Annotated in this window: 13 protein-coding genes; 7 read left to right on the forward strand and 6 right to left on the reverse strand. The window is 68.8% G+C overall.

Annotated elements, in window-relative coordinates; translation table 11 throughout:
* Positions 1–713: 713 nt before the first annotated feature.
* A complete protein-coding gene (locus AC1U89_RS05455; protein ID WP_479898718.1) occupies positions 714–1,064 on the reverse strand; it encodes a hypothetical protein in 351 nt (116 codons plus the stop codon).
* Positions 1,065–1,624: 560 nt separating this feature from the next.
* Between AC1U89_RS05455 and AC1U89_RS05460 the strand changes: the two genes are divergently transcribed.
* The 3 genes from AC1U89_RS05460 to AC1U89_RS05470 all read left to right on the forward strand — a co-directional run bounded on the left by AC1U89_RS05460 (position 1,625) and on the right by AC1U89_RS05470 (position 5,135).
* Entirely contained in the window at positions 1,625–2,395 is a 771-nt protein-coding gene (locus AC1U89_RS05460) for a GntR family transcriptional regulator (RefSeq protein WP_479898719.1), read from the forward strand.
* Positions 2,395–3,456, forward strand: coding sequence for a serine hydrolase domain-containing protein (locus tag AC1U89_RS05465; RefSeq protein WP_479898720.1), 1,062 nt, complete (start codon positions 2,395–2,397; stop codon positions 3,454–3,456). Before AC1U89_RS05460 ends, AC1U89_RS05465 begins: the two co-directional genes overlap by 1 nt.
* Positions 3,457–3,554: 98 nt before the next feature.
* A complete protein-coding gene (locus AC1U89_RS05470) occupies positions 3,555–5,135 on the forward strand; it encodes an AMP-binding protein (RefSeq protein ID WP_479898721.1) in 1,581 nt (526 codons plus the stop codon).
* 222 nt (positions 5,136–5,357) lie between these two features.
* Here the strand turns inward: AC1U89_RS05470 and AC1U89_RS05475 are convergent, their stop codons facing one another.
* Both AC1U89_RS05475 and AC1U89_RS05480 read right to left on the reverse strand, forming a co-directional pair.
* Positions 5,358–6,644 carry a spinster family MFS transporter gene (locus tag AC1U89_RS05475; protein WP_479898722.1) on the reverse strand — a complete coding sequence of 429 codons (1,287 nt, stop codon included), beginning with the start codon at positions 6,642–6,644 and terminating at the stop codon, positions 5,358–5,360.
* Between the two features lie 37 nt (positions 6,645–6,681).
* Complete coding sequence (locus AC1U89_RS05480; RefSeq protein WP_479898723.1) at positions 6,682–7,302, reverse strand: glutathione S-transferase family protein; 621 nt, start codon at positions 7,300–7,302, stop codon at positions 6,682–6,684.
* A 227-nt stretch (positions 7,303–7,529) separates the two neighbouring features.
* Between AC1U89_RS05480 and AC1U89_RS05485 the strand changes: the two genes are divergently transcribed.
* A complete protein-coding gene (locus AC1U89_RS05485) occupies positions 7,530–8,765 on the forward strand; it encodes a serine hydrolase domain-containing protein (protein WP_479898724.1) in 1,236 nt (411 codons plus the stop codon).
* Positions 8,766–8,874: 109 nt separating this feature from the next.
* Here the strand turns inward: AC1U89_RS05485 and AC1U89_RS05490 are convergent, their stop codons facing one another.
* Positions 8,875–11,229 carry a TonB-dependent receptor gene (locus AC1U89_RS05490; protein WP_479898725.1) on the reverse strand — a complete coding sequence of 785 codons (2,355 nt, stop codon included), beginning with the start codon at positions 11,227–11,229 and terminating at the stop codon, positions 8,875–8,877.
* A gap of 479 nt (positions 11,230–11,708) precedes the next feature.
* On the opposite strand from AC1U89_RS05490, the gene AC1U89_RS05495 reads away from it, so the two are divergent.
* Both AC1U89_RS05495 and AC1U89_RS05500 read left to right on the forward strand, forming a co-directional pair.
* Positions 11,709–13,010, forward strand: coding sequence for an MFS transporter (locus AC1U89_RS05495; RefSeq protein WP_479898726.1), 1,302 nt, complete (start codon positions 11,709–11,711; stop codon positions 13,008–13,010).
* Positions 13,011–13,054: 44 nt separating this feature from the next.
* Complete coding sequence (locus AC1U89_RS05500; protein WP_479898727.1) at positions 13,055–14,347, forward strand: hypothetical protein; 1,293 nt, start codon at positions 13,055–13,057, stop codon at positions 14,345–14,347.
* Between the two features lie 25 nt (positions 14,348–14,372).
* On the opposite strand, the gene AC1U89_RS05505 is transcribed toward AC1U89_RS05500, so the two are convergent.
* The gene (locus AC1U89_RS05505) at positions 14,373–15,632 is read right to left on the reverse strand and encodes a histidine-type phosphatase (RefSeq protein ID WP_479898728.1); all 1,260 of its coding nucleotides are present in this window, start codon (positions 15,630–15,632) and stop codon (positions 14,373–14,375) included.
* Positions 15,633–15,724: 92 nt separating this feature from the next.
* Between AC1U89_RS05505 and AC1U89_RS05510 the strand changes: the two genes are divergently transcribed.
* On the forward strand, positions 15,725–17,686 hold the full coding sequence (locus AC1U89_RS05510; RefSeq protein WP_479898729.1) for a sensor histidine kinase: 1,962 nt from the start codon (positions 15,725–15,727) through the stop codon (positions 17,684–17,686).
* Here the strand turns inward: AC1U89_RS05510 and aptA are convergent.
* Complete coding sequence (gene aptA / locus AC1U89_RS05515; RefSeq protein ID WP_479898730.1) at positions 17,673–18,998, reverse strand: omega-aminotransferase AptA; 1,326 nt, start codon at positions 18,996–18,998, stop codon at positions 17,673–17,675. The two genes, AC1U89_RS05510 and aptA, sit on opposite strands and share 14 nt — an antisense overlap.
* Between the last annotated feature and the right edge of the window lie 94 nt (positions 18,999–19,092).

Below are 19,092 nucleotides of genomic sequence, written 5' to 3' on the forward strand. Positions count from 1 at the left end.
CCCCTGAAGCGGCCAGAAGGCGATCGCACCGGTGAATCTTGTCGGCGGGATCGTCACGGACGAGAAAGTGCAGTCCAGGACGACCATGCCGTTCGATAGGTTCGAGGGCGGCGTCAGAGTCAGCTGCGCGCCCTTGTTCATTTTCAGATCGCCGATCACCAGGTCGAAAGGCGTCACGGATACATTCGACGACGGCAACAGAAAGCTGCTGTAGAGCAACGTCTCACCCGTCAAGTAATCGACTTGGGCTCCGTAACGCGCGCCGTTCAGTACAATCGTCCTGGCGCTAAGATTTCCCGTTAGATTGTAGTTGACGCGAAACAGCTCCAGATTAGCCGGCGCCGTCCAGGACACGACGTCACCCTTGAACGGAACGCTCTTGCCCGTGGCGTCCACCACGCTGAAGTCTCCGACCACGCTCGACGGGCTGGGATCCTGAACGACCGCTAGGCTGATGGCGCCGCTGGCGCTCATCCCATTGGCCGCCACCGAGAAGTTGTGCGTCGGGGCGGTGTAGGTGAGGACGGCTTCATCGACGAATTGGCCGTTCAGGGTCAGCTTGACGCCGACCTGCGCGACAGCGCCGCTGACGGCGTAGTCGATGGTCAATCCGGAGATGTCGCGCTGGCCGGACCAATCTTGAGCCCGGGCCAGCGCCCCCGAATAGAACACAAAGACCAGCGCCAGAACGCTGAAGCGAAGCATTCAAGCCGTCAGGTCGAGGTCAGGGTCCAGCTGGCGACAAGGCCGTTGTAGTCGTGCTTCGGCTCATTGGGCGCGCCGAAGGTGATGGCGGCGGCGTTGCTGCCGCCCGTCAGGGAGGTCGGCACGGTCAGGGTGAAGTTGCTGCCGGCGTAGATCACCGTGGCCGCGGCCCCGGTGCCGATGATGAGGTCACCCCCGACGACGCCGACGTTGGACGTCTGGATCAGCGTCGTGGTCCACAGGGTCTGGCCGGCGGAAATGATGTTCACGGTCGCGACGTTGTTCGTCGAACTGCCCTGGGAAGACACCACGGTCTGGATTTGAACGGTGGCGTTCAGGTTCCAATTATAAGTCGGCATTGGCTCACACCTTCTGGTTGGGTGCGCGCACTAAATCGCGGCTTAATTGTCGAGTCAATGGACAAGCGCTACTTATTCGATTATTGCAAAATCGTCACAACCTTTAGGAATCTTGTCGAAGAAATTCCGCATAAATACAAATAGTTATAAACAAGCTGCGCAATTGCCGCTCACGTCCGGGCGCGCCCGGACAGCCCTCGTGACCGCCCACGCCTCCAAGTCGCACCGGCGCGCCACTGCTCCGCTTGGGCCTGGCCAGAATCGCGACCGCCGGGACAGCGCGGACGCCAAGTTCCAAACCGCTCCCGAAAGCCTCGCGACGACACTCGGCGTGCTGGCCGCGGACCGGATTCCCACGAGAATCCGCCCCGACAGGACTGTTATTCCGAGCTTTCCGATCGCCAGACCAGATTTCGATATTGTACAACAATCTTCACATGCAGCACGACAAAACGCTTGCCGCCCTGTTCGGCGCGAAATAGGAATGAAGGCGTACGGAACTGGCAGGCTCTCGGTGAAGCGCAACGAGTCCGTGTGAGGAAACGTCTTTGGCAGCCACAGTGAAAACATCGGGCAAGTCCAAGGTGAAGGACGCGGCCGCGAGCTCGGTCCCGACCGCCGACGACCTGGCCCAGACCCTGCGCGCCCGCATCCAGAAGAGCGAGCTCGCGCCCGGCGAATGGCTTCGCGAAGTCAAGCTCTGCAGCGAATTCGGTGTGGGGCGCTCGATCGTCCGCCGCGCCCTGCGGACCCTCGCCGACGACGGCCTGATCGAGATCGAGGAGAACCGGGGGGCGCGCGTCTCGGCGACCACCGTCGAGGAGGTCTTCGACCTCTACGAGGTCCGCGCCGCGCTCTACGGCATGGCGGCGCGCTTCGCCTGCCTGCGGGCATCCGACACCCTGATCCGCGGCATGCTGACCAAGATCGACCGCCTTCTGGCCGACGCCGAGGCCAAGGCCCCGGCCGAACAGATCATGGAGGTCAGTGAATCGATCTTCGGCGACATGACCAGCTGCGCCAGCGCCGACGGCCAGCGCATGATCGAGGCCGTTCGCCGCAAGACGCGCTTCCACTTCTCGTACCTGGCCCTGGCGATCAACGCCAACGGGCCGGGCCCCTACGAGCACTGGCGGCGCGTGCGCGCCGCGCTGGTCGATCGCGACGCCGACCGGGCCAGCCAGTCGGCGCGCGACATCCTCTACTTCATGCAAGGCGAGGTCGCCCGCATCATGCTGGCCCGAGGGCCGCGCCTGATCTCCGAGACCCCGCTCGCGGAACCGGCGCCCGCGCCCAAGCGCCGCGCGCCCGCCAAACGGAAGCCCAGTTGATGCGGAACACTCTGCTCCGCCTGGTCGCGGCGACCGCCGTCTGCGCCCTCGCCGCCGGTCCCGTCGCTTGCGCGACTCCCGGCGCGGCTCCCGGCGCCGCCCCCGCGCTCCACGCAGCGGCCCCGTCGCCGGACATGCAGGCCCTGCTGGACTACCTGCACGATCACAACAGCACGGGCTTCGTCGTCATCGAGGACGGAAAGACCCTGGTCGACCAGACCTGGTCCGCTCCGCAGGACGACCGTATGTTCGCCAACTTCCTCTACGGCCCCGCGCCGGACGGGACGCTGCTGGAGGACGTCGCCTCGCAGCAGAAGAGCTTCGTGGCGATCCTGGCGGCCATCGCGATCGACAAGGGCCTGCTCGACATCCAGTCCCCCGTCTCCAAGTACCTGGGCGCGGGCTGGTCCAAGGCCACGCCCGAGCAGGAGGCGTCCATCCGGGTCATCGACGTGATGACGATGAGTTCGGGCCTGAACGAGCAGTTCGGCTACGTCGCGCCGCCCGGCTCGACCTTCTTCTACAACACGCCCGTCTACGCGATGACCAAGCGCATCGTCGCGGCCGCCGCCGGCCAGCCGCTGGAGACGATCACCCACGACTGGCTGACCGGCCCGACCGGCATGAAGGACACCGCCTGGCGCCAGCGTCCGGCGGCCCTGGCCTCGGTCGGCAACGCCACCGGCCTGGTCACCACCCCGCACGACGTCGCGCGCTTCGGCCTGATGGTGCTGCACGGCGGCGTCGCCGAGGACGGCAAGCGCGTGGTCTCCAAGGCCCAGCTGGACGCTCTGTTCACCCGGTCGGCCGCCAATCCGGCCTATGGCCGCCTGTGGTGGCTGAACGGCGCCGACTACACCCTGCGCGCCCAGGCGGGCCGCCGCGAGGGCCAGCTGATCCCGGCGGCTCCGGCCGACCTGGTGGGCGCGCTCGGCGCCTTCGACCGTCGGCTTTATGTCGTGCCCAGCCGCAAGCTGGTGGTCGTCCGCACCGGCGCGGCCACCAACGACGCCGACTTCGACCAGCAGCTGTGGCTGAGGCTGATGAAGGTCATCGGCTAGCGTCCGCGCCCAGGCGCTCCAACCCATTCTGAACCGGGAGGTCCTCCGAAGACGGAGCGGCCCATCCCCACCCCTATGCCTTGCAGGATGACGACCCAGTGATCGACGGCAGCATTCAGACCTTCTCCCTCACGCTCGACGCGATCCTCGACCACGCCGCCAAGTGGCATTGCGACACCGAGGTCGTGACGGCCCGCGAAGGCCAGGACAACGCCCGGATCACCTATGCGGGACTGCGCGAGCGCGCCAAGCAGGTCTCGGCTGTGCTCGCCGGGTTCGGCGTCACGGCCGGCCAGCGGGTCGCCACCCTGGCCTGGAACACCCAGGCGCACATGGAGGCCTGGTTCGGCATCATGGGCATGGGCGCGGTCTGCCACACGCTCAACCCGCGCCTGACCGCCGTCCAGCTGGCCTGGATGCTGGACCAGTCGGGCGCCCGGATCGTGATCGCCAGCGCCGACCTCGCCAAGCTGGCCCTGGAGGTCGCCGACCACGCCGCCGGCGTCGAGCACGTGCTGATCATCGACGGCGCGGCCGCGACCCGCCACCCGCGCGCCGTCGTCGAGACCCTGGACGACCTGCTCGCCGCCGCCGAGGGCGACGTGCCTTGGGGCCGGTTCGACGAGACTTCGCCGTCGGGCCTGTGCTTCACCTCGGGCTCGACCGGCGCGCCCAAGGGCGTGACCTACACCCACCGTTCCAGCTTCCTGCACACGCTGAAGATGCTGGCGGCCGACGTGCTGGCCGCGCGGGTCGACGACGTCATCCTGCCCGTCGTGCCGCTGTTCCACGCCAACGCCTGGGGCCTGCCGTTCGCGGCGCCGGCGGCGGGCAGCAAGCTGGTCCTGCCGGGTCGCCACACCGACGGCGCCAGCCTGGCCCGCCTGATCGCCGCCGAGGGCGTCACGGTGGCCGTGGGCGTGCCGACGGTGTTCCTGGGCCTGTGCGAGCATCTGGACGCCACCGGCGCCGCCCTGCCCTCGCTGACGCGGATCATCCTGGGCGGCGCCCAGACGCCGCCGGCCCTGATGGAGCGACTGGAGCGTCAGCTGGGCGTCACCGTCCAGAACAGCTGGGGCATGACCGAGCTGTCGCCGGTCGGCGTGTTCAGCACCCTGGGCGACATCGACGGCCGGGCCTCGGTGTCCGGTCGGCCGGCCCTGGGCGTGGACCTGATGCTGATGGACGAGACCGGCGCCCCCCTGGCCGACCAGCGCGACCAGGAAGGCCGCCTGCACGTGCGCGGCGCCGCCGTGATCGAGCGCTATTTCGGCCAGGAGCAGCCGGCGACCAACGCCGACGGCTGGTTCGACACGGGCGACCTCGCGAAAATCGACCGCAAGGGCAACCTGATGATCACCGGGCGCGCCAAGGACCTGATCAAGTCGGGCGGCGAATGGATCAACCCGTCCGAGATCGAGGCCCTGATCTGCGCCCTGCCCGAGGTCTCCTTGGCGGCGGTAATCGGCAAGGCCGACGCCAAGTGGAGCGAGCGGCCGCTGCTGCTGGTCGAGCTGCGCGATGGGGCGCAGATCACCGACCAGGCCCTGCTCGACGCCCTGCGCGGCAGGATCGCCTCGTGGTGGATTCCCGACGCCGTCGTCCGCCTGCCCGCCATGCCACTGGCGGCGACGGGGAAGATCGACAAGCTGACGCTGCGGGCGACGTACGGGAACTAACCCCCTCTCTCAAAGAGAGAGGGAGGGGCCCGCCGCCGCAGGCGGTGGGAGGGTGAGAGGTTTCTCCGCCCACCGGTAAACCCACAGCCGTTTCGCTAAGCGTCTTCAAGAGCGAAGTCGAACCTCCACCGTGGAGGCGACTGGTGTCCGCGTCAGAGCTTTATTCTGACGCGCTGTAACCACTCACCCTCCCACCGCTTCGCGGCGGGCCCCTCCCTCTCTCTAAGAGAGAGGGGATTCAGAGGCCCCTTCCTCCACCCAGTCCTCGCGCAACGGCCTCACCGCGAACAGGGCCAGGAGCGCCGCGACCAGGTACAGGCTCACCAAGGCCACCGCCGAGTAGCGCAGGGCCTCGTCGCCGAACCGCGGCTTCATGACATCGCTGATCCCGCCCAGCAGCCACGATCCGGCGCCGATGCCGATCAGGTTGTTGATGAACAGGAAGCAGGCCGCCGCCGTCGCCCGCATGGACGGCGGCACCAGGTGCTGGGCCGCCGTGGTCAGCGGCCCGACGAACAGGATGTTCAGCGCGTTGGGGATCAGCAGGAACAGCCACGCCATCACCGGCGACGGCGACATCAGCCCCGCCACGAACAGCGGCGCGGTGACCAGCCAGGCGAACGACGAGACCCGGGCGTAGGCGCCGCGATCGGCCCGGCCCAGCCTGTCGGCCAGCACGCCGCCGAGATAGACGCCCGTGGTCCCGCCCGCCAGCAGCAGCGAGCCGTAGAACCACGAGGTGGCGGTCAGGTCGAAGCCGTAGGCCTGGATCAGGATCGAGGGCACCCAGAAGGCCAGGCCATAGCCCGCCGTGCTGCTGGCCGCCGCCGCGAAGGCCAGCAACCAGAAGCTGGGCTTGCGGGCCAGGGTGGCGAACACCGCGCCCACCGGCGCGTGGCCGCCGGGCGTCGCCACGCGCGGCGGCTCCTTGACCACCAGCCGGAAGATCGGCGCGATCACGACGCCGGCCAGGCCGATGACGACGAAGGCCGCGCGCCAGTCGACCGCCTTGGCGATCGCCGCCCCGAACAGCACGCCCAGGGCCAGGCCGACCGGGATGCCCATCGAATAGACGCTCATCGCCCGCGCCCGGCGCTCGGGTGGGAAATACTGCGAGATCAACGCATAGCTGGGCGCGACGCCGCCCGCCTCGCCCACCCCGACGCCCAGGCGGAACAGGAACAGCTGCCAGAACCCGCCCGCGAACCCGCACAGGGCGGTGAACCCGCTCCAGACCACCAGCGCCCCGGTGATCACCCAGCTGCGGCTGGTGCGGTCGGCGACCAGGGCCAGCGGGATCGCCAGGGTCGAGTAGAGCGCGGCGAAGGCGATTCCGCCCAGCGCGCCGAGCTGGGTGTTGCTCAGGCCCAGGTCCGCCTTGATCACCGGCGCCAGGATGCCCAGGATCTGCCGATCCAGCCAGTTGAAGGTGTAGACCACCAGCAGCATCGCCAGCACCAGGCGGGCGTAGGCGGGGCTCGGGGTCGGCGCGCGCGTCTCGTCGGTCATGATGGTCCTCACGGTCGGGGAAAGGCGTCAGGAAGGGCTAGGCGCGGTCCTGCGCGGCCTTGGCGGCGATGAAGGCGGACCGGGCGGCCAGCCGGTCCCAGTAGGCCGAAATCTCGGGACTGAACTTGTGGTCCAGGCCCAGGTCGCTGGCGGACATCAGGGCGAAGCCGACGCACAGGTCGGCCATGGTGAAGCGCCCGGCGCACAGCCATTCGCGGTCGGCCAGGGCGCGGGTCAGATGGCGCAGACGCGACAGGAACCACTGGGCGTAGTCGTCGGCCGCCTGCTTCAGCCGGCGCTCCTCCGGCTCCAGCCGGGTGTAGCGCAGCACGATCGTCTGCGGGAACGTCAGCGTCGCCTCGCTACGATGCAGCCAGTCCAGCCACAGGCCGTAGTCGGGTTCGTCCACGCCGACGGCCAACGGCGTCGGCCCGTATCGCGTGGCCAGATATTGCGGGATGGCGGCGGACTCGGTCATCCGCACCTCGCCGTCGACCAGCAGCGGGACCGTGCCCAGCGGGTTCGTCGCCAGATAGCCGGGCGCCAGCACCCGCGGCGGGAACGGCAGCACGTGCAGACGGTAGTCCAGCTCCATCTCCTCCAGGGCCCAGAGGGCGCGGAAGGAGCGCGTGTCGACGCAATGGTAGAGTTCGATCATGCCCGGCCTGTCCCGTCCCCAAGGCTTGGCCCGGCGTCGCGACGACGGCTCGCGCGGCGCTTCTTCTTGTGCGACCAAGCCCCTTTTCATCGGCTGGCCGGAGGGCGTTGTCAAAACTTTTGTACGACAATCTTTTGCCTGTGGTGATACAAAATCCACAAGACCAAACCCGCGTCCTTCCACCTGAAGCGCCGGGCAAGAAACGTAAGGATGGGAGAGCGTTACGGATGACTTCACGCGGGAAACACGGCTTCGACGCCGCCAGGCTCGGTCGCATCGATGCGTTCCTGAAGGAACGGTACCTGGACTCCGGCAAGCTGCCCCACGCCCAGATCCTGATCAGCCGCGACGGCGAGATCGCCCACTTCAGCAGCCAGGGCGCGGCGCGCGAGGGATCGGCCAAGGCGATCGACGAAGGCTCGATCTTCCGCATCGCCAGCATGACCAAGCCGATCACCTCGGTGGCCTTCATGATGCTGGTCGAGGAAGGCAAGGTGGCGGTCGACACCCCCGTCGCCGACATCCTGCCCGAGTTCAAGGACGTGGGCGTCTATAACGGCGGCGGCGCGGGCGTGCCGTTCCTGACCAAGGCCCCCGCCGAGCCGATGCGCATGCTGGACCTGCTGCGCCACACCTCGGGCCTGACCTACGGCTTCCAGAACCGCAGCAATGTCGACGCGGCCTATCGGGCGACCAGGTCCAACGCCGGCCCCGTCGAGAACTGGTACGGCGAGCACGACCTGGACGGCTTCATCGCCGACCTGGCCAGGACGCCGCTGGAGTTCTCGCCGGGCCAGGCCTGGAACTATTCGGTCTCGACCGACGTGCTGGGCGCGGTCGTCCAGCGGGTGTCGGGCATGCCGCTGGACCGCTTCCTGGACGAGAAGATCTTCACGCCGCTGAAGATGCACGACACCGCCTTCGTCGTGCCGGAAGGCAAGGCCGACCGGCTGACCGACTGCTATGTCTGGGCCGGTCCCGACCTCGGACGGGTGATGTACGATCGGGGTGCGGAAAGCGTCTGGCTGCGCCAGCCCAAGCTGGTCTCGGGCGGCGGCGGCCTGGCCTCGACCGCCCTGGACTATTACCGCTTCTGCCTGATGCTGGCCAACGGCGGGGAACTGGACGGCGTCCGCATCCTGGGCCGCAAGACCGTCGAGCTGATGACGATGAACCACCTGCCGGGCAAGTCGGACCTGGCGAGCCTGTCCAAGTCGCTGTTCAGCGAGACGACGAACGCCGGCGTCGGCTTCGGCCTGGGTTTCGCGGTCACCCAGGACGTGGCCAAGGCGATGATCCCGGGTTCGCCCGGCGAATACTACTGGGGCGGCATGTTCACGACCGCCTTCTTCGTCGACCCGGTCGAGAAGATCCACATGGTCTTCATGACCCAGCTCAGCCCGTCGATGCTGTATCCGATCCGCCGCGAACTGAAGACGCTGATCTATTCGGCGCTGATCTAAAAGAAACGCCCGCTCGGCCAAGGCCGGGCGGGCGCAGTTCATGAGGTAAGCGGACAAGGTCCGGATCGCCGCCGCACCTAAGCTCGACGACGGCGATCCGGTCGGGGAATTACCAGCGGTAGGTCGCGCTCACGCCGAAGGTGCGCGGGCGGCTGTAACGGTTGGCCAGCGGGATATCGACCTGCTGCAGCTTCAGGATCGGGATCACCTGGTCGGTGAGGTTCTTCACGAACACCGCGATTTCCGTGCGGCGATAGTCGGCGCCGAAGCGCAGGTCGACGTTGTCGATGTCCTCCAGCGGGATGAACGGCGCGGACGCGGTCACCGTGTCCTGGCCGCCGCCGCGCGAGCCGTTGTAGGCGACGTTGACGAAGCCCGACACGCCTTGGACGATCGGCTGGCGGTAGTTCAGGTTCGCCGACATCGTCCAGTCGGGCGTCTGCGCGATCGAGCTGTTCAGGATCGGCGCGCCGGGGGCGGTCTTCACCTTGATGTACTTGGCGCTCTGGTTGGCGGCGTTGAGGCCGACCGTCAGACGACCCGGGCCGACCTTGAAGGCCGCGTCCAGGGCCGCCTCGATGCCCTTCACCTCGGCGGTGCCGGCGTTCAGGTTGAAGTTCTGGCCGGCCTGCAGGCAGGCGTTGGCGACCGTGCAGCCGTCGGAAACACTGGCGATCGCGTCGGAGGTCCGCGAGGTGTAGGCCGAGAGGCGCAGGAACACGGCGCGGGCGATCGTCGACTTCACCCCGACTTCGTAGCTGGTGGTGTTCTCGTTGTCGTAGGTCGGCTGCAGCGGGTTCGGGGCCACGGCGACGATCGCGCCGTTGTTCACGCCGCCCGCTCGATAGCCCGTGCCGGTCTTGGCGTAGGCCAGGGTCGAGGGGTTGAACCGATAGCTGACCGTGGCCGCGTAGCTGGGCGAGCTCTGGTCGAACTTGTAGGTCGAGGCCACCCCGACCGGCGTGTTCGTGTAGAGGCGATAGTCGGCCTGGGTCGCGGTCTTCTTGTCCTTGGAATAGCGCAGTTCGCCGCTCAGCGACCACGGGCCGACGTCGTACTTCAGCGAGCCGTAGATCGCCGCCGAGCGGTATTCCGACGGGACGACGCGGTGTCCGCCATAGGCCGCCGTGATGACGGCCGGGCAGTTCAGCGCCGTCGGGATCAACTTGTAGCAGATCGGCTGGGTCGGCGTGCCGCCGCAGATGCCCGAGGTGGCGGTCACCGTGCAGGGGGTGGTGACGACGTCGCKGACATAGGTGTCGTCCTGCGCCAGGAACTCCACGCCCGTCAGCCACTGCAGGGCGCCGTCGTGCAGGTCGCCCATCAGGTGGACGTCCTGGTAGAGCGTCTGGTCCTTGGCGTTGGTCGAGGTGCCGCCCAGCGGATAGAGGCCGGCCCAGCCCCTGGCCTGGAAGCTGGCCTCGGTGGCCAGGTCGACCGCGGCGGCGAAGTCCTGCATCGACCGCGAGAACGAGACCATCGAGGTCGAGGTCAGGGTCGCCCAGCCCAGCTGGTAGTTGGCGATCAACATCGTGCGCCGCTCGACCTGATGAAGGCCGTTCTTGACGTCGGAGCCGATGTCGTAGCGCGGGCCGGTGTAGCCCTGCGGCAGATAGGCGACCTTGCCGGCGGGGATCACCCACTGGTTGGCGAAGGTCGGCAGGTTCATGTCCTGCGCGTCGAACATCAGGTTGACGTCCAGAGGCCCGTCGCTGTGGCGGATTTGGGCGCGGACGATGTAGCCGTCGGTGTGGTCGTAGTATTTGTTCTGGTTGGGATTGTAGTAGATCCCGCCGCCCTGCCCCGTGACCTGGGCGCTCAGGCGGACGGCCGTGGTGTCGCTGATCTTCTGGTTGACGACGCCTTCCAGACGCACCTGCTTGAGGTCGTCGGTATAGGTGGCCGACACCCGGCCGGTGTCCTTGAACAGCGGCTGGGCCAGGACGACGTTAACGGTGCCGAATTCGGAGTTGCGGCCGTAGAGCGCGCCCTGCGGGCCCTCCAGCACCTCGATCCGCGAGATATCGAAATAGTCGATCCGCTTGAAGTTGCGGCCGCCAAGGGTGCTGCTGCCGACATAGGCGCCGTTGACGAACAGGCCCACGCCCGAGTCGGCGCTGGTGGCGCGCTGGGTGCCCGATCCGCGGACCGACACTTCCGCCAGGTTCTCGCTCTGCAGGCTGTTGAAGCGCACGCCCGGCACCAGTTGGAGCAGGTCGCCGACGCCTTCGATCGGGCTCTTGGCCTCGAGMTGGTCGATGCCCAGCGCGGTGATCGTCGAGGGCACGTCGCGCACGGCCTCCTCGCGGCGGCGGGCGGTGACGACGACGTCGCCGAAGGTGGTGACGGCGCCCTCGGTCTTGCTGGCCTCACTGGCCGCCGGAGCGGTTTGAGCGGTCGCCGCCCCTGGGGCCATCGCCGCGATGAGGGCGACAGCGGACGAGCACGCAAGCCAACGGACCATGCTTATTTCCTTCCCCGATTTGATGCCGACGTTTTTCCTGTCGGCTGAGCTGGACAATCCTCTGAGCTCGCCCCGCTGTCAACATTGTACGACAATCTTTGTCCAATTGCGTTACGTCATATGCGTTATGAGCCGCCGCGCGGCTCGGCGACCACGCGCGAAACCGGGCACCGGACAGGGCCGACCAACGGAAAGTCCTTGTTTCGTTGGGCTTGGCGCGACTCGACCGACCGTCGCGGCGTGAAGTCTCCGCCCGAACGCGCCGACATCACGATCGCCGGGTCGAGCCGATGCACCGCCGCGCCGCCGTCGTTCGTCCGGCCGGCGTAGACCTGATCGCACCGCCCAGGCGGCCCGACGCGGGCTCATCCCCTTCACTTGAGTACAATCAATATATTTTTGTCGTACAATCGATTGACACCCGCGGCGACCGGATGGTCTCTTCCCCCTGAAGCGTCATCCAGAACGCGGGGGAGTGAATGTCAGCCATGGGTGTTTCCGGCGGACGACCAAGCCTGAAGGTCGCCGTCATGGCGTCGGCCGGCGCGGCGGTCGAATGGTACGACTTCTTCATCTACGGCACGGCCGCGGCCCTGATCTTCCCCCACCTGTTCTTCCCGGCCGACCTCCCGCCCTTCGTGGCGCAGATCGCCTCGTTCAGCACCTTCGCGGTCGGCTTCGTCGCGCGCCCGCTGGGCGGCATGCTCTTCGGACACTATGGCGACCTCCACGGGCGCAAGCGCGCGCTGGTTCTGGCGATGTTCGTCATGGGGTTGTCGACGACCCTGATCGGCGTGCTGCCCGGCTACGCCCGCCTGGGAGTCTGGGCCCCGCTGCTGCTGGTGGCGCTGCGCTTCGTGCAGGGCCTGGCGGTCGGCGGACAATGGGGCGGCGCGGCCCTGCTGGCGATCGAGAGCGCCCCGCCCGGCCGACGCGGCTTCTACGGCAGCTTCGTCCAGGTGGGCGTGCCGATGGGCGTGGTGCTGGCCAATCTGGTGTTCCTGGGCGTCAGCGCCCTCAGCCCCGAGGGGGCGTTCATCGCCTGGACCTGGCGGATCGGGTTTTTGGTCAGCATCCTGCTGATCGTCATCAGCCTGGTCGTCCATTTCGGCGTTTCCGAGCCGCCGGCCGGAGCCGTCGCCGAGACGACGACGCCCATCGCCCCGCGCCGCTCGCCGTTGGCCGAAGCCGCCCTGGGCCACTGGCGCGAGATCCTGCTGGCCGGCGGCGCGTTCGTCGCCAACAACACCTGCTTCTACATCGCCATCACCTACGCGGTGGCCTATGGCGCGACGACGCTGGGCCTGGATCGCGACCTTTTGCTGTTCGCCGTGATGGCGGGCAGCCTGGTGATGGTCCCGGTCCTCCTCGTCTGCGGCGCGGCCTCGGACCGCTGGGGGCGACGCGGCGTCTTCCTGCTGGGCGCGCTGCTGTCGGGCGCCTGGGCGTTCGCGGTGTTCCCGCTGATCGAGACCGGCAAGCCGTTGGCCGTCGTCGTGGCGATCACCGTGCAGCTGGTTTTCATCGCCCTGATGTACGGCCCGCAGGCGGCGCTGTTCGCCGAGCTGTTCCCCAAGTCCGTGCGCTATTCGGGCGCGTCGCTCGGCTACCAGATCGGCGCGGTCGTCGGCGGCGGCTTCGCGCCGATCATCGCCACGGCCCTGTTCGCCCACTACCAGTCGCGGACGCCGATCTCGATCTATCTGGCGGCCATGTGCGTCGTCTCGTTCGTCAGCGTCATCCTGCTGGGCCGCCGCCTGCGGACACCGCTGGCCGACTGAACTGAACCCCTCCATTCTCGCGTCAGACCACGAAGGACATCGGCATGATCGACACCAGCAGGCGGACTCTCCTGGGCGCGGGCGCGCTGGCCTCGCTGGGCGGCGCGGCCGCCGCCGCCATGCCTGCCGTCCCTAACGTCGCCATCGAGGCGGACCTGCTGAAGTATGTCGGGTTCGGCGAGAAGCGCGCCGGCGGCGCGGGCGACAACGCCTGCGGCGAATGGCTGGCGGGCGAGCTGACCAAGGCCGGCTACGTGATCGAGAAGCAGTCGTTCCAGGCCCCGTTCTTCGAGGCGACGCAGGCCGAGCTGGTCTGCGGCGAGACCAAGGTCCCGGTCTATCCCCAGCCGATCGTCGTCCCGACCGGTCCCGCCGGGGTTTCGGGGCCGCTGGTGCGCGTCGATGCGGCCGGCCGGTTCGCGGGGTCGCTGGACGGCGCGATCGCCCTCGTCGACCTGCCCAGCGCGCGCTGGTCGACCATGATCGCCGGTCCCGCGCGCAAACCGGTCGAGGCGGCCTTCGCGGCCGGGGCCAAGGCCGTGGTGGCGATCACCAACGGCCCCACGGGCAAGGTGATCGCGCTGAACGCCGACGGCCGCAAGCCGATGTTCCCCGGTCCGGTGGCCCTGCTGGCGCCCGAGCGCGCGGCGCCCTTCCTGGCGGCGGCCTACCAACGCCAGGAGGCCCGGCTGACGGTAGACGGCAAGGGCGGGACGCGGCCCGCTTTCAACTTCGTCGGCCGCATCGATCGCGGCAAGGGACGCTGGCTGGCCGTGTCCACCCCGCGCTCGGGCTGGTTCGGCTGCGCGGGCGAACGCGGTCCCGGCGTGGCCGTCTGGCTGGACCTGGCCCGCTGGGCCGCCAAGGCCATGCCCGACCACGACCTGGCCTTCGTCTGCAACACCGGCCACGAATACGAGTACCTCGGCGCGTCCGAAGCGATGAAGCAGATCGCGCCGCCGCCGTCGGCGACCCGCTTCTGGCTGCATCTGGGGGCCAATGTCGCCGCCCGCGACTGGCACGAGATCCCCGGGCGCTGGGAGCCCCTGCCCAATGTCGACAGCCAGCGCTTCCTGTCGATCACGCCGCAGCTGATGCCGCTGGCCCGGACGATCTTCGCCGGCCAGATCGGCTTTGAGGCGCCCGTTTCCAGCGCGGTCCTGGCGGCGGGGGAACTGGAAGAGGTCATCAAGGTCGGCTACGCGCCGGCGGCGGGGGTCTTCGGCATCCATCGCTTCCACCACACGGCGGAGGACGACGAGCGCTGTCTCGACGCGCCCGCGACGCTCGCCGCGGCCCAGGGCTTCCGCAAGCTGCTGAAGGCCGTCGCCGCCTAGCGGCGTACGCCCCGCCGGGCGAAGATCAGTTCTTCGCCGGATGGGCCAGCTTGCCGCCGACGATCTTCTGGAAGGTCTCCAGCGGGCAGAGCGTCGGTGCGCCCTTCACCCCGCAGCCGGGCAGCGGGAAGTAGGCGTAGGCCGGCGGATTGGCGGCGGTCAGCGGTTGGAGCTCCCGAAGTTGGTCCATGCTCTGGGCCGTGTAGAAGGCGCGCACATAGGCCTTGCCGGCCCCGTCACGGAACAGTTCGAAGCCCATGGCCCCGCCGGGCGGCGGGTCGTCGCGCGGATAGTCGGCGGCGGTGAAGTGCGCGTCCAGGAAGCCGCGCAGGGCGGCGATGTTGGTGTCGTGGCCGACCAGCATGGTCAGCTTGGCGCCCGTGCCCTGGGTTCCGCTCAGCGCGCCCAGCACCTCCTTGGCGATCGGCGCGGCGTAGCGCTCGGCGACGTAGGGCGCGCCGACCTCGTAGTGGAACTTCACGGCGTGGAAGCGCAGCATGGCCTGGATGTCGGCCTTGGAGGCGCGCCCCCAGCCGACCTGGTCCATCGGCTTGCCCTCGACATATTCCAGCAGCACGGTCTGGCCGGCGGTGGAGGCCACCGACAGCGCGCCTTCCATCTCCGGCGTGTCGCCCTTGACGGCCTTCAGCTCGGAGGGCTTGGCGGCGAGGCCGCAGCCGGCCTTGGTCGCCGGGTCGCAGCCCAGCACGCGCTGCAGGACCGTGAAGTCGGCGGCGTGGACGCGGGGCTCGGCCGCGACGCCCGGCTTCTGGCGCAGGGCGGCCTTCAGGGCGACATCGCCGTCGATGCCCTCGGCCGGGTGGAAGATCGGGTCGTTGGCCTCGCTGTCGGGGTGGGCCACCTTCAGGCCGCAGCCCGGCTGCAGGCCTTCGACGAACATCTCGGCGGTCTTGATCGCCCGCGACTTGCCGCTGGCCCAGGCGACGATGTCGCCGGACGCCGCGCAACCGTCGCGCGACAGCAGCCCCCGCGAKGCGAGGAAGGTGTGGTAGTAGACGCCCATCAGCCGCGCGCCCTCGCCACCGTGCKGCGTCAGCTCGCCATAGGGCGTGGTCCAGCTCGACCACGGCTGGGCGGTCGTGCCCTCGGGCGTAGCCATCGCCTTGGTCGGCGGGCGGACACTGTGGCGCATGACCATGACCACGCGCTCCAGCTTCAGGTCGCCGGTAGGGCCGCCGCTCGGGGCGGCCTGGGCCGCGCTCACCGCCAGCAGCGAACCCGCCGCCATCACGGCCGTCATCAACGCGTTTCGAAGCTTGGTCATAATGCCTTCCCCGCAGCCGACAGACTCAATGCGCGGCCCTGACAGGGGTGTCTAGGTCGGATACGAGACGTAACCGTGACAAGAAGGGCGTCATGAACCGCCTGGGATCGGGGGCCGCCGCCATGGAGTTCCATAGAAGCCTGCGCGCGCCGCTGCTCTACGCCGCGGTGATCGGGCTGGTCCTGGCCTGCGCCTACCTCGCCAGCCGGCCCCACGGCGTCCATCTCGTCCAGGCCCAGGTGTTGGCCCAGGACAGCCAGGGCTATGCGCCGCCGCCGCGTCGCGTGGACTGGCGCAACATCCCCGGCCAGTGGCGGACCGTCGCCCTGCCCCATGCGCCCCGCCCCGACGTCCAGACCCGACCCGGCGAGGCGGACGCCCTGCCCACGCGCACCACCTGGTACCATTTCCAGCTCGGACCGGGTCAGTCGGCCCCGTCCGACGCCTATCTCTACATCCCGCGCTGGAAGACCGACGGCGAGATCGCGATCTATGTCGACGGCGCGCTGTTCTACCAATCGCACGCCAATCTGCAGTGGAACGGCTCGAACCGGCCGCTGTGGATCCCGCTGGAGGACGCGGCCGAGACCACGCCGCCCAAGGACATCCTGATCCGCATGCGCCACGTCCGCGGCCTGGGCGGCGCGCTGTCGACCCTGTGGCTGGGCGACTACCGCCAACTGGGCGCGGCCTACTACGTGCGCGACTTCTTCCAGATCGAGCTGCCCTATCTCAGTTCGGCGATCTTCCTGGGGACGGGCATCTTCGCCTTCCTGGTCTGGCTGGGGCGACGGCGGGAGACGCTGCTGCTGCTCTTCGCGGTGATGAGCATCGCGGCGCTGCTGCGGGTGATGCACACCTTCATGGGGACGGACCGGCTACCGATCTCGGACGCCTGGTTCGGCTGGCTGACGGTCAATGCGCTGAGCTGGATGATCCTGATCGCCCAGCTGTTCCTGGTCCGGCTCCACCACCACCGCCAGCCCCTGCTCACCGCCGTGCTCGCGACGGCCAGCGTGGTGGTCAACCTGCTGACCCTGCCGCTGTTCGCCGGCACGTTCGACGCGACGATCGTGTCGCCGATCGTCTACGTCTTCATGGGGATCCTGGCGATCACCACCTTCGGCCTCGGCTTCTATCGAAGCTGGCGGGCGCGCTCGCGGGAGGGCGTGGTCCTGGCCGCCTGGGGGCTGCTGAGCGTCCTGGCCGGCGCTTACGACCTGCTGCTCCAGAACAACCTCGTCAATATCGAGGGCCTGTTCCTCAACATCTACGCCGAGATCGGGCTGATCGTCGCCTTCTGCCAGATCATGCTGAACCGCTACCTGCGGGCGATGAGCGAGGTGGAGCGCGCCAACGCGGTGCTGGCCGAACGTCTGGCCGCCCGCGAGGCCGAGCTGACCGAAAGCCACCAGAAGCTGCGCGAGGTCGAACGGCGCGAGGTGCTGCACCGGGAGCGCCAGCGACTGATGCAGGACATGCACGACGGGCTCGGCTCGTCCCTGGTCAGCGCCCTGCGGGTGGTCGAGCACGGCAAGATCGACGAGCACGAGATCGCCCAGCTGCTGAAGAGCTGCATCGACGACCTGAAGCTGACCATCGACTCGATGGAGCCGGTCGAGACCGACCTGCTCCTCCTGTTGGGCACGCTGCGGTTCCGCCTCCAGCCGCGGCTGGAGGCGACGGGCGTCAAGCTGCGGTGGGAGGTCCGCGACGTGCCGCCGCTGGCCTGGCTGGACCAGCGCCATTCGCTGCACATCCTGCGCATCCTGCAGGAGGCCTTCACCAACGTGATCAAGCACGCCGGCGCCGGCGAGATCCGGGTCGCTACTGAGGCGCGCGACGGCTTCGTGCGGGTCAGCGTGGTCGACAACGGCCATGGGTTCGACGTCGCGACCGCCGCCGAGGGCCGCGGCCTGGGCAACCAGGCTCGTCGCGCGGCGGCGATCGGCGGCGGGGTCGAGCTGGTGTCGGGACCCGGCGGCACCACCTTCACCCTGCTGCTGCCGATCAGCGGTCAGCTCCGCGAGGCCGCCGACCTCACAACACCCTGAGCAGGACGTCGCGCAACGTCGCCGTCAGTTCGGCGATGTGGTCGGCCTCGGCGATCAGGGGCGGCGAGAGCGCGATGATGTCCCCGGTCACCCGGACCAGCAGCCCCGCCTCGAAACAGGCGACCAGCACGTCGTAGCCGCGCGCGCCCGGCTCGCCGTCCCTGGGCGCCAGCTCGACGCCGCCCATCAGGCCGATGGCGCGCACGTCGATGACGTGGGGCGCGTCGGCCAGGGCGTGCAGCGCCTGGCTCCAGATGGCCTCGAGCCCCGCCACGCGGGTCAGCAGCCCCTCGTCCCGATAGAGGCCCAGCGTCGCCAGGCCCGCCGCGCAGGCCACGGGATGGCCGGAATAGGTGTAGCCGTGGAAGAGCTCGATCTGCGGCTCGGGACCGGTCATCAGGGCGTCGTGGACCTTGCGGCTGGCGAACACCGCGCCCATCGGCAAGGCGCCGTTGGTGATGCCCTTGGCCACGGTCACCAGGTCGGGGATCACGCCGAAATAGTCCGTGGCGAACGGAGCGCCCAGCCGCCCGAAACCGGTGATCACCTCGTCGAAGATCAGCAGGATCCCGTGGCGGTCGCAGATCGCGCGCAGGCGCTCCAGATAGCCCTTCGGGGGCGGCAGGACGCCCGCCGAGCCCGCCACGGGCTCGACGATCACCGCGGCGATCGTCTCCGCGCCGTGCAGCGCGACCAGGCGCTCTAGGTCCTCGGCCAGTTCTGCGCCGTGCTCGGGCAGCCCCCGCGAGAGGGCGTTGCGGGCCGGGTCGTGCGTGTGGCGCAGATGGTCGGTCCCGTTCAGCAGCGGGAAGACGCGCCGGTTGTTGACCAGCCCGCCGACCGAGATGCCGCCGAACCCGACGCCGTGATAGCCGCGCTCACGGCCGATGAACCGGGTGCGCGTCCCCTGCCCGATCGCCCGCTGATAGGCCACGGCGATCTTCAGGGCGCTGTCGACGGCCTCCGAACCCGAATTGGCGAAGAAGACCCGGTCCAGCCGGGCCTCGGGACCGCCCGGCGCGATGGCGGCCAGGGCCTCGGCGAACTGGAAAGCGACCGGGTGGCCCATCTGGAATGACGGCGCATAGTCCAGGTCCAGCAGCTGGCGCGACACCGCCTCGGCGATCTCGCGGCGCCCGTGGCCGGCGTTGACGCACCACAGGCCCGCCGTGCCGTCGAGAATCCGGCGCCCGTCCGCGCTGGCGTAGTACATGCCTTCGGCGCCCGCCAGCAGACGCGGCGCGGCCTTGAACTGACGGTTGGCCGTGAACGGCATCCAGTAGTGGTCGAGGTTCAGATTGGTGTCGGGCATGGAAAATCCTACTCAATGGGTAGAGAAATCCACGCCGCCGCCCCGTCGCGCAATCCCCCGGCTTTCCTGATAAATCTGCGTGCCCAATCAGATT

Source organism: Caulobacter sp. 05T431 (assembly GCF_056665975.1).

Excerpts from the sequence above, each read along its gene's own strand:
- AC1U89_RS05480 (WP_479898723.1), bottom strand. The coding sequence starts at position 7,302 with ATGATCGAACTCTACCATTGCGTCGACACGCGCTCCTTCCGCGCCCTC.
- AC1U89_RS05455 (WP_479898718.1), bottom strand. The coding sequence starts at position 1,064 with ATGCCGACTTATAATTGGAACCTGAACGCCACCGTTCAAATCCAGACC.
- AC1U89_RS05495 (WP_479898726.1), top strand. The coding sequence starts at position 11,709 with ATGTCAGCCATGGGTGTTTCCGGCGGACGACCAAGCCTGAAGGTCGCC.
- aptA (WP_479898730.1), bottom strand. The coding sequence starts at position 18,998 with ATGCCCGACACCAATCTGAACCTCGACCACTACTGGATGCCGTTCACG.
- AC1U89_RS05485 (WP_479898724.1), top strand. The coding sequence starts at position 7,530 with ATGACTTCACGCGGGAAACACGGCTTCGACGCCGCCAGGCTCGGTCGC.
- AC1U89_RS05500 (WP_479898727.1), top strand. The coding sequence starts at position 13,055 with ATGATCGACACCAGCAGGCGGACTCTCCTGGGCGCGGGCGCGCTGGCC.
- AC1U89_RS05465 (WP_479898720.1), top strand. The coding sequence starts at position 2,395 with ATGCGGAACACTCTGCTCCGCCTGGTCGCGGCGACCGCCGTCTGCGCC.
- AC1U89_RS05510 (WP_479898729.1), top strand. The coding sequence starts at position 15,725 with ATGAACCGCCTGGGATCGGGGGCCGCCGCCATGGAGTTCCATAGAAGC.
- AC1U89_RS05475 (WP_479898722.1), bottom strand. The coding sequence starts at position 6,644 with ATGACCGACGAGACGCGCGCGCCGACCCCGAGCCCCGCCTACGCCCGC.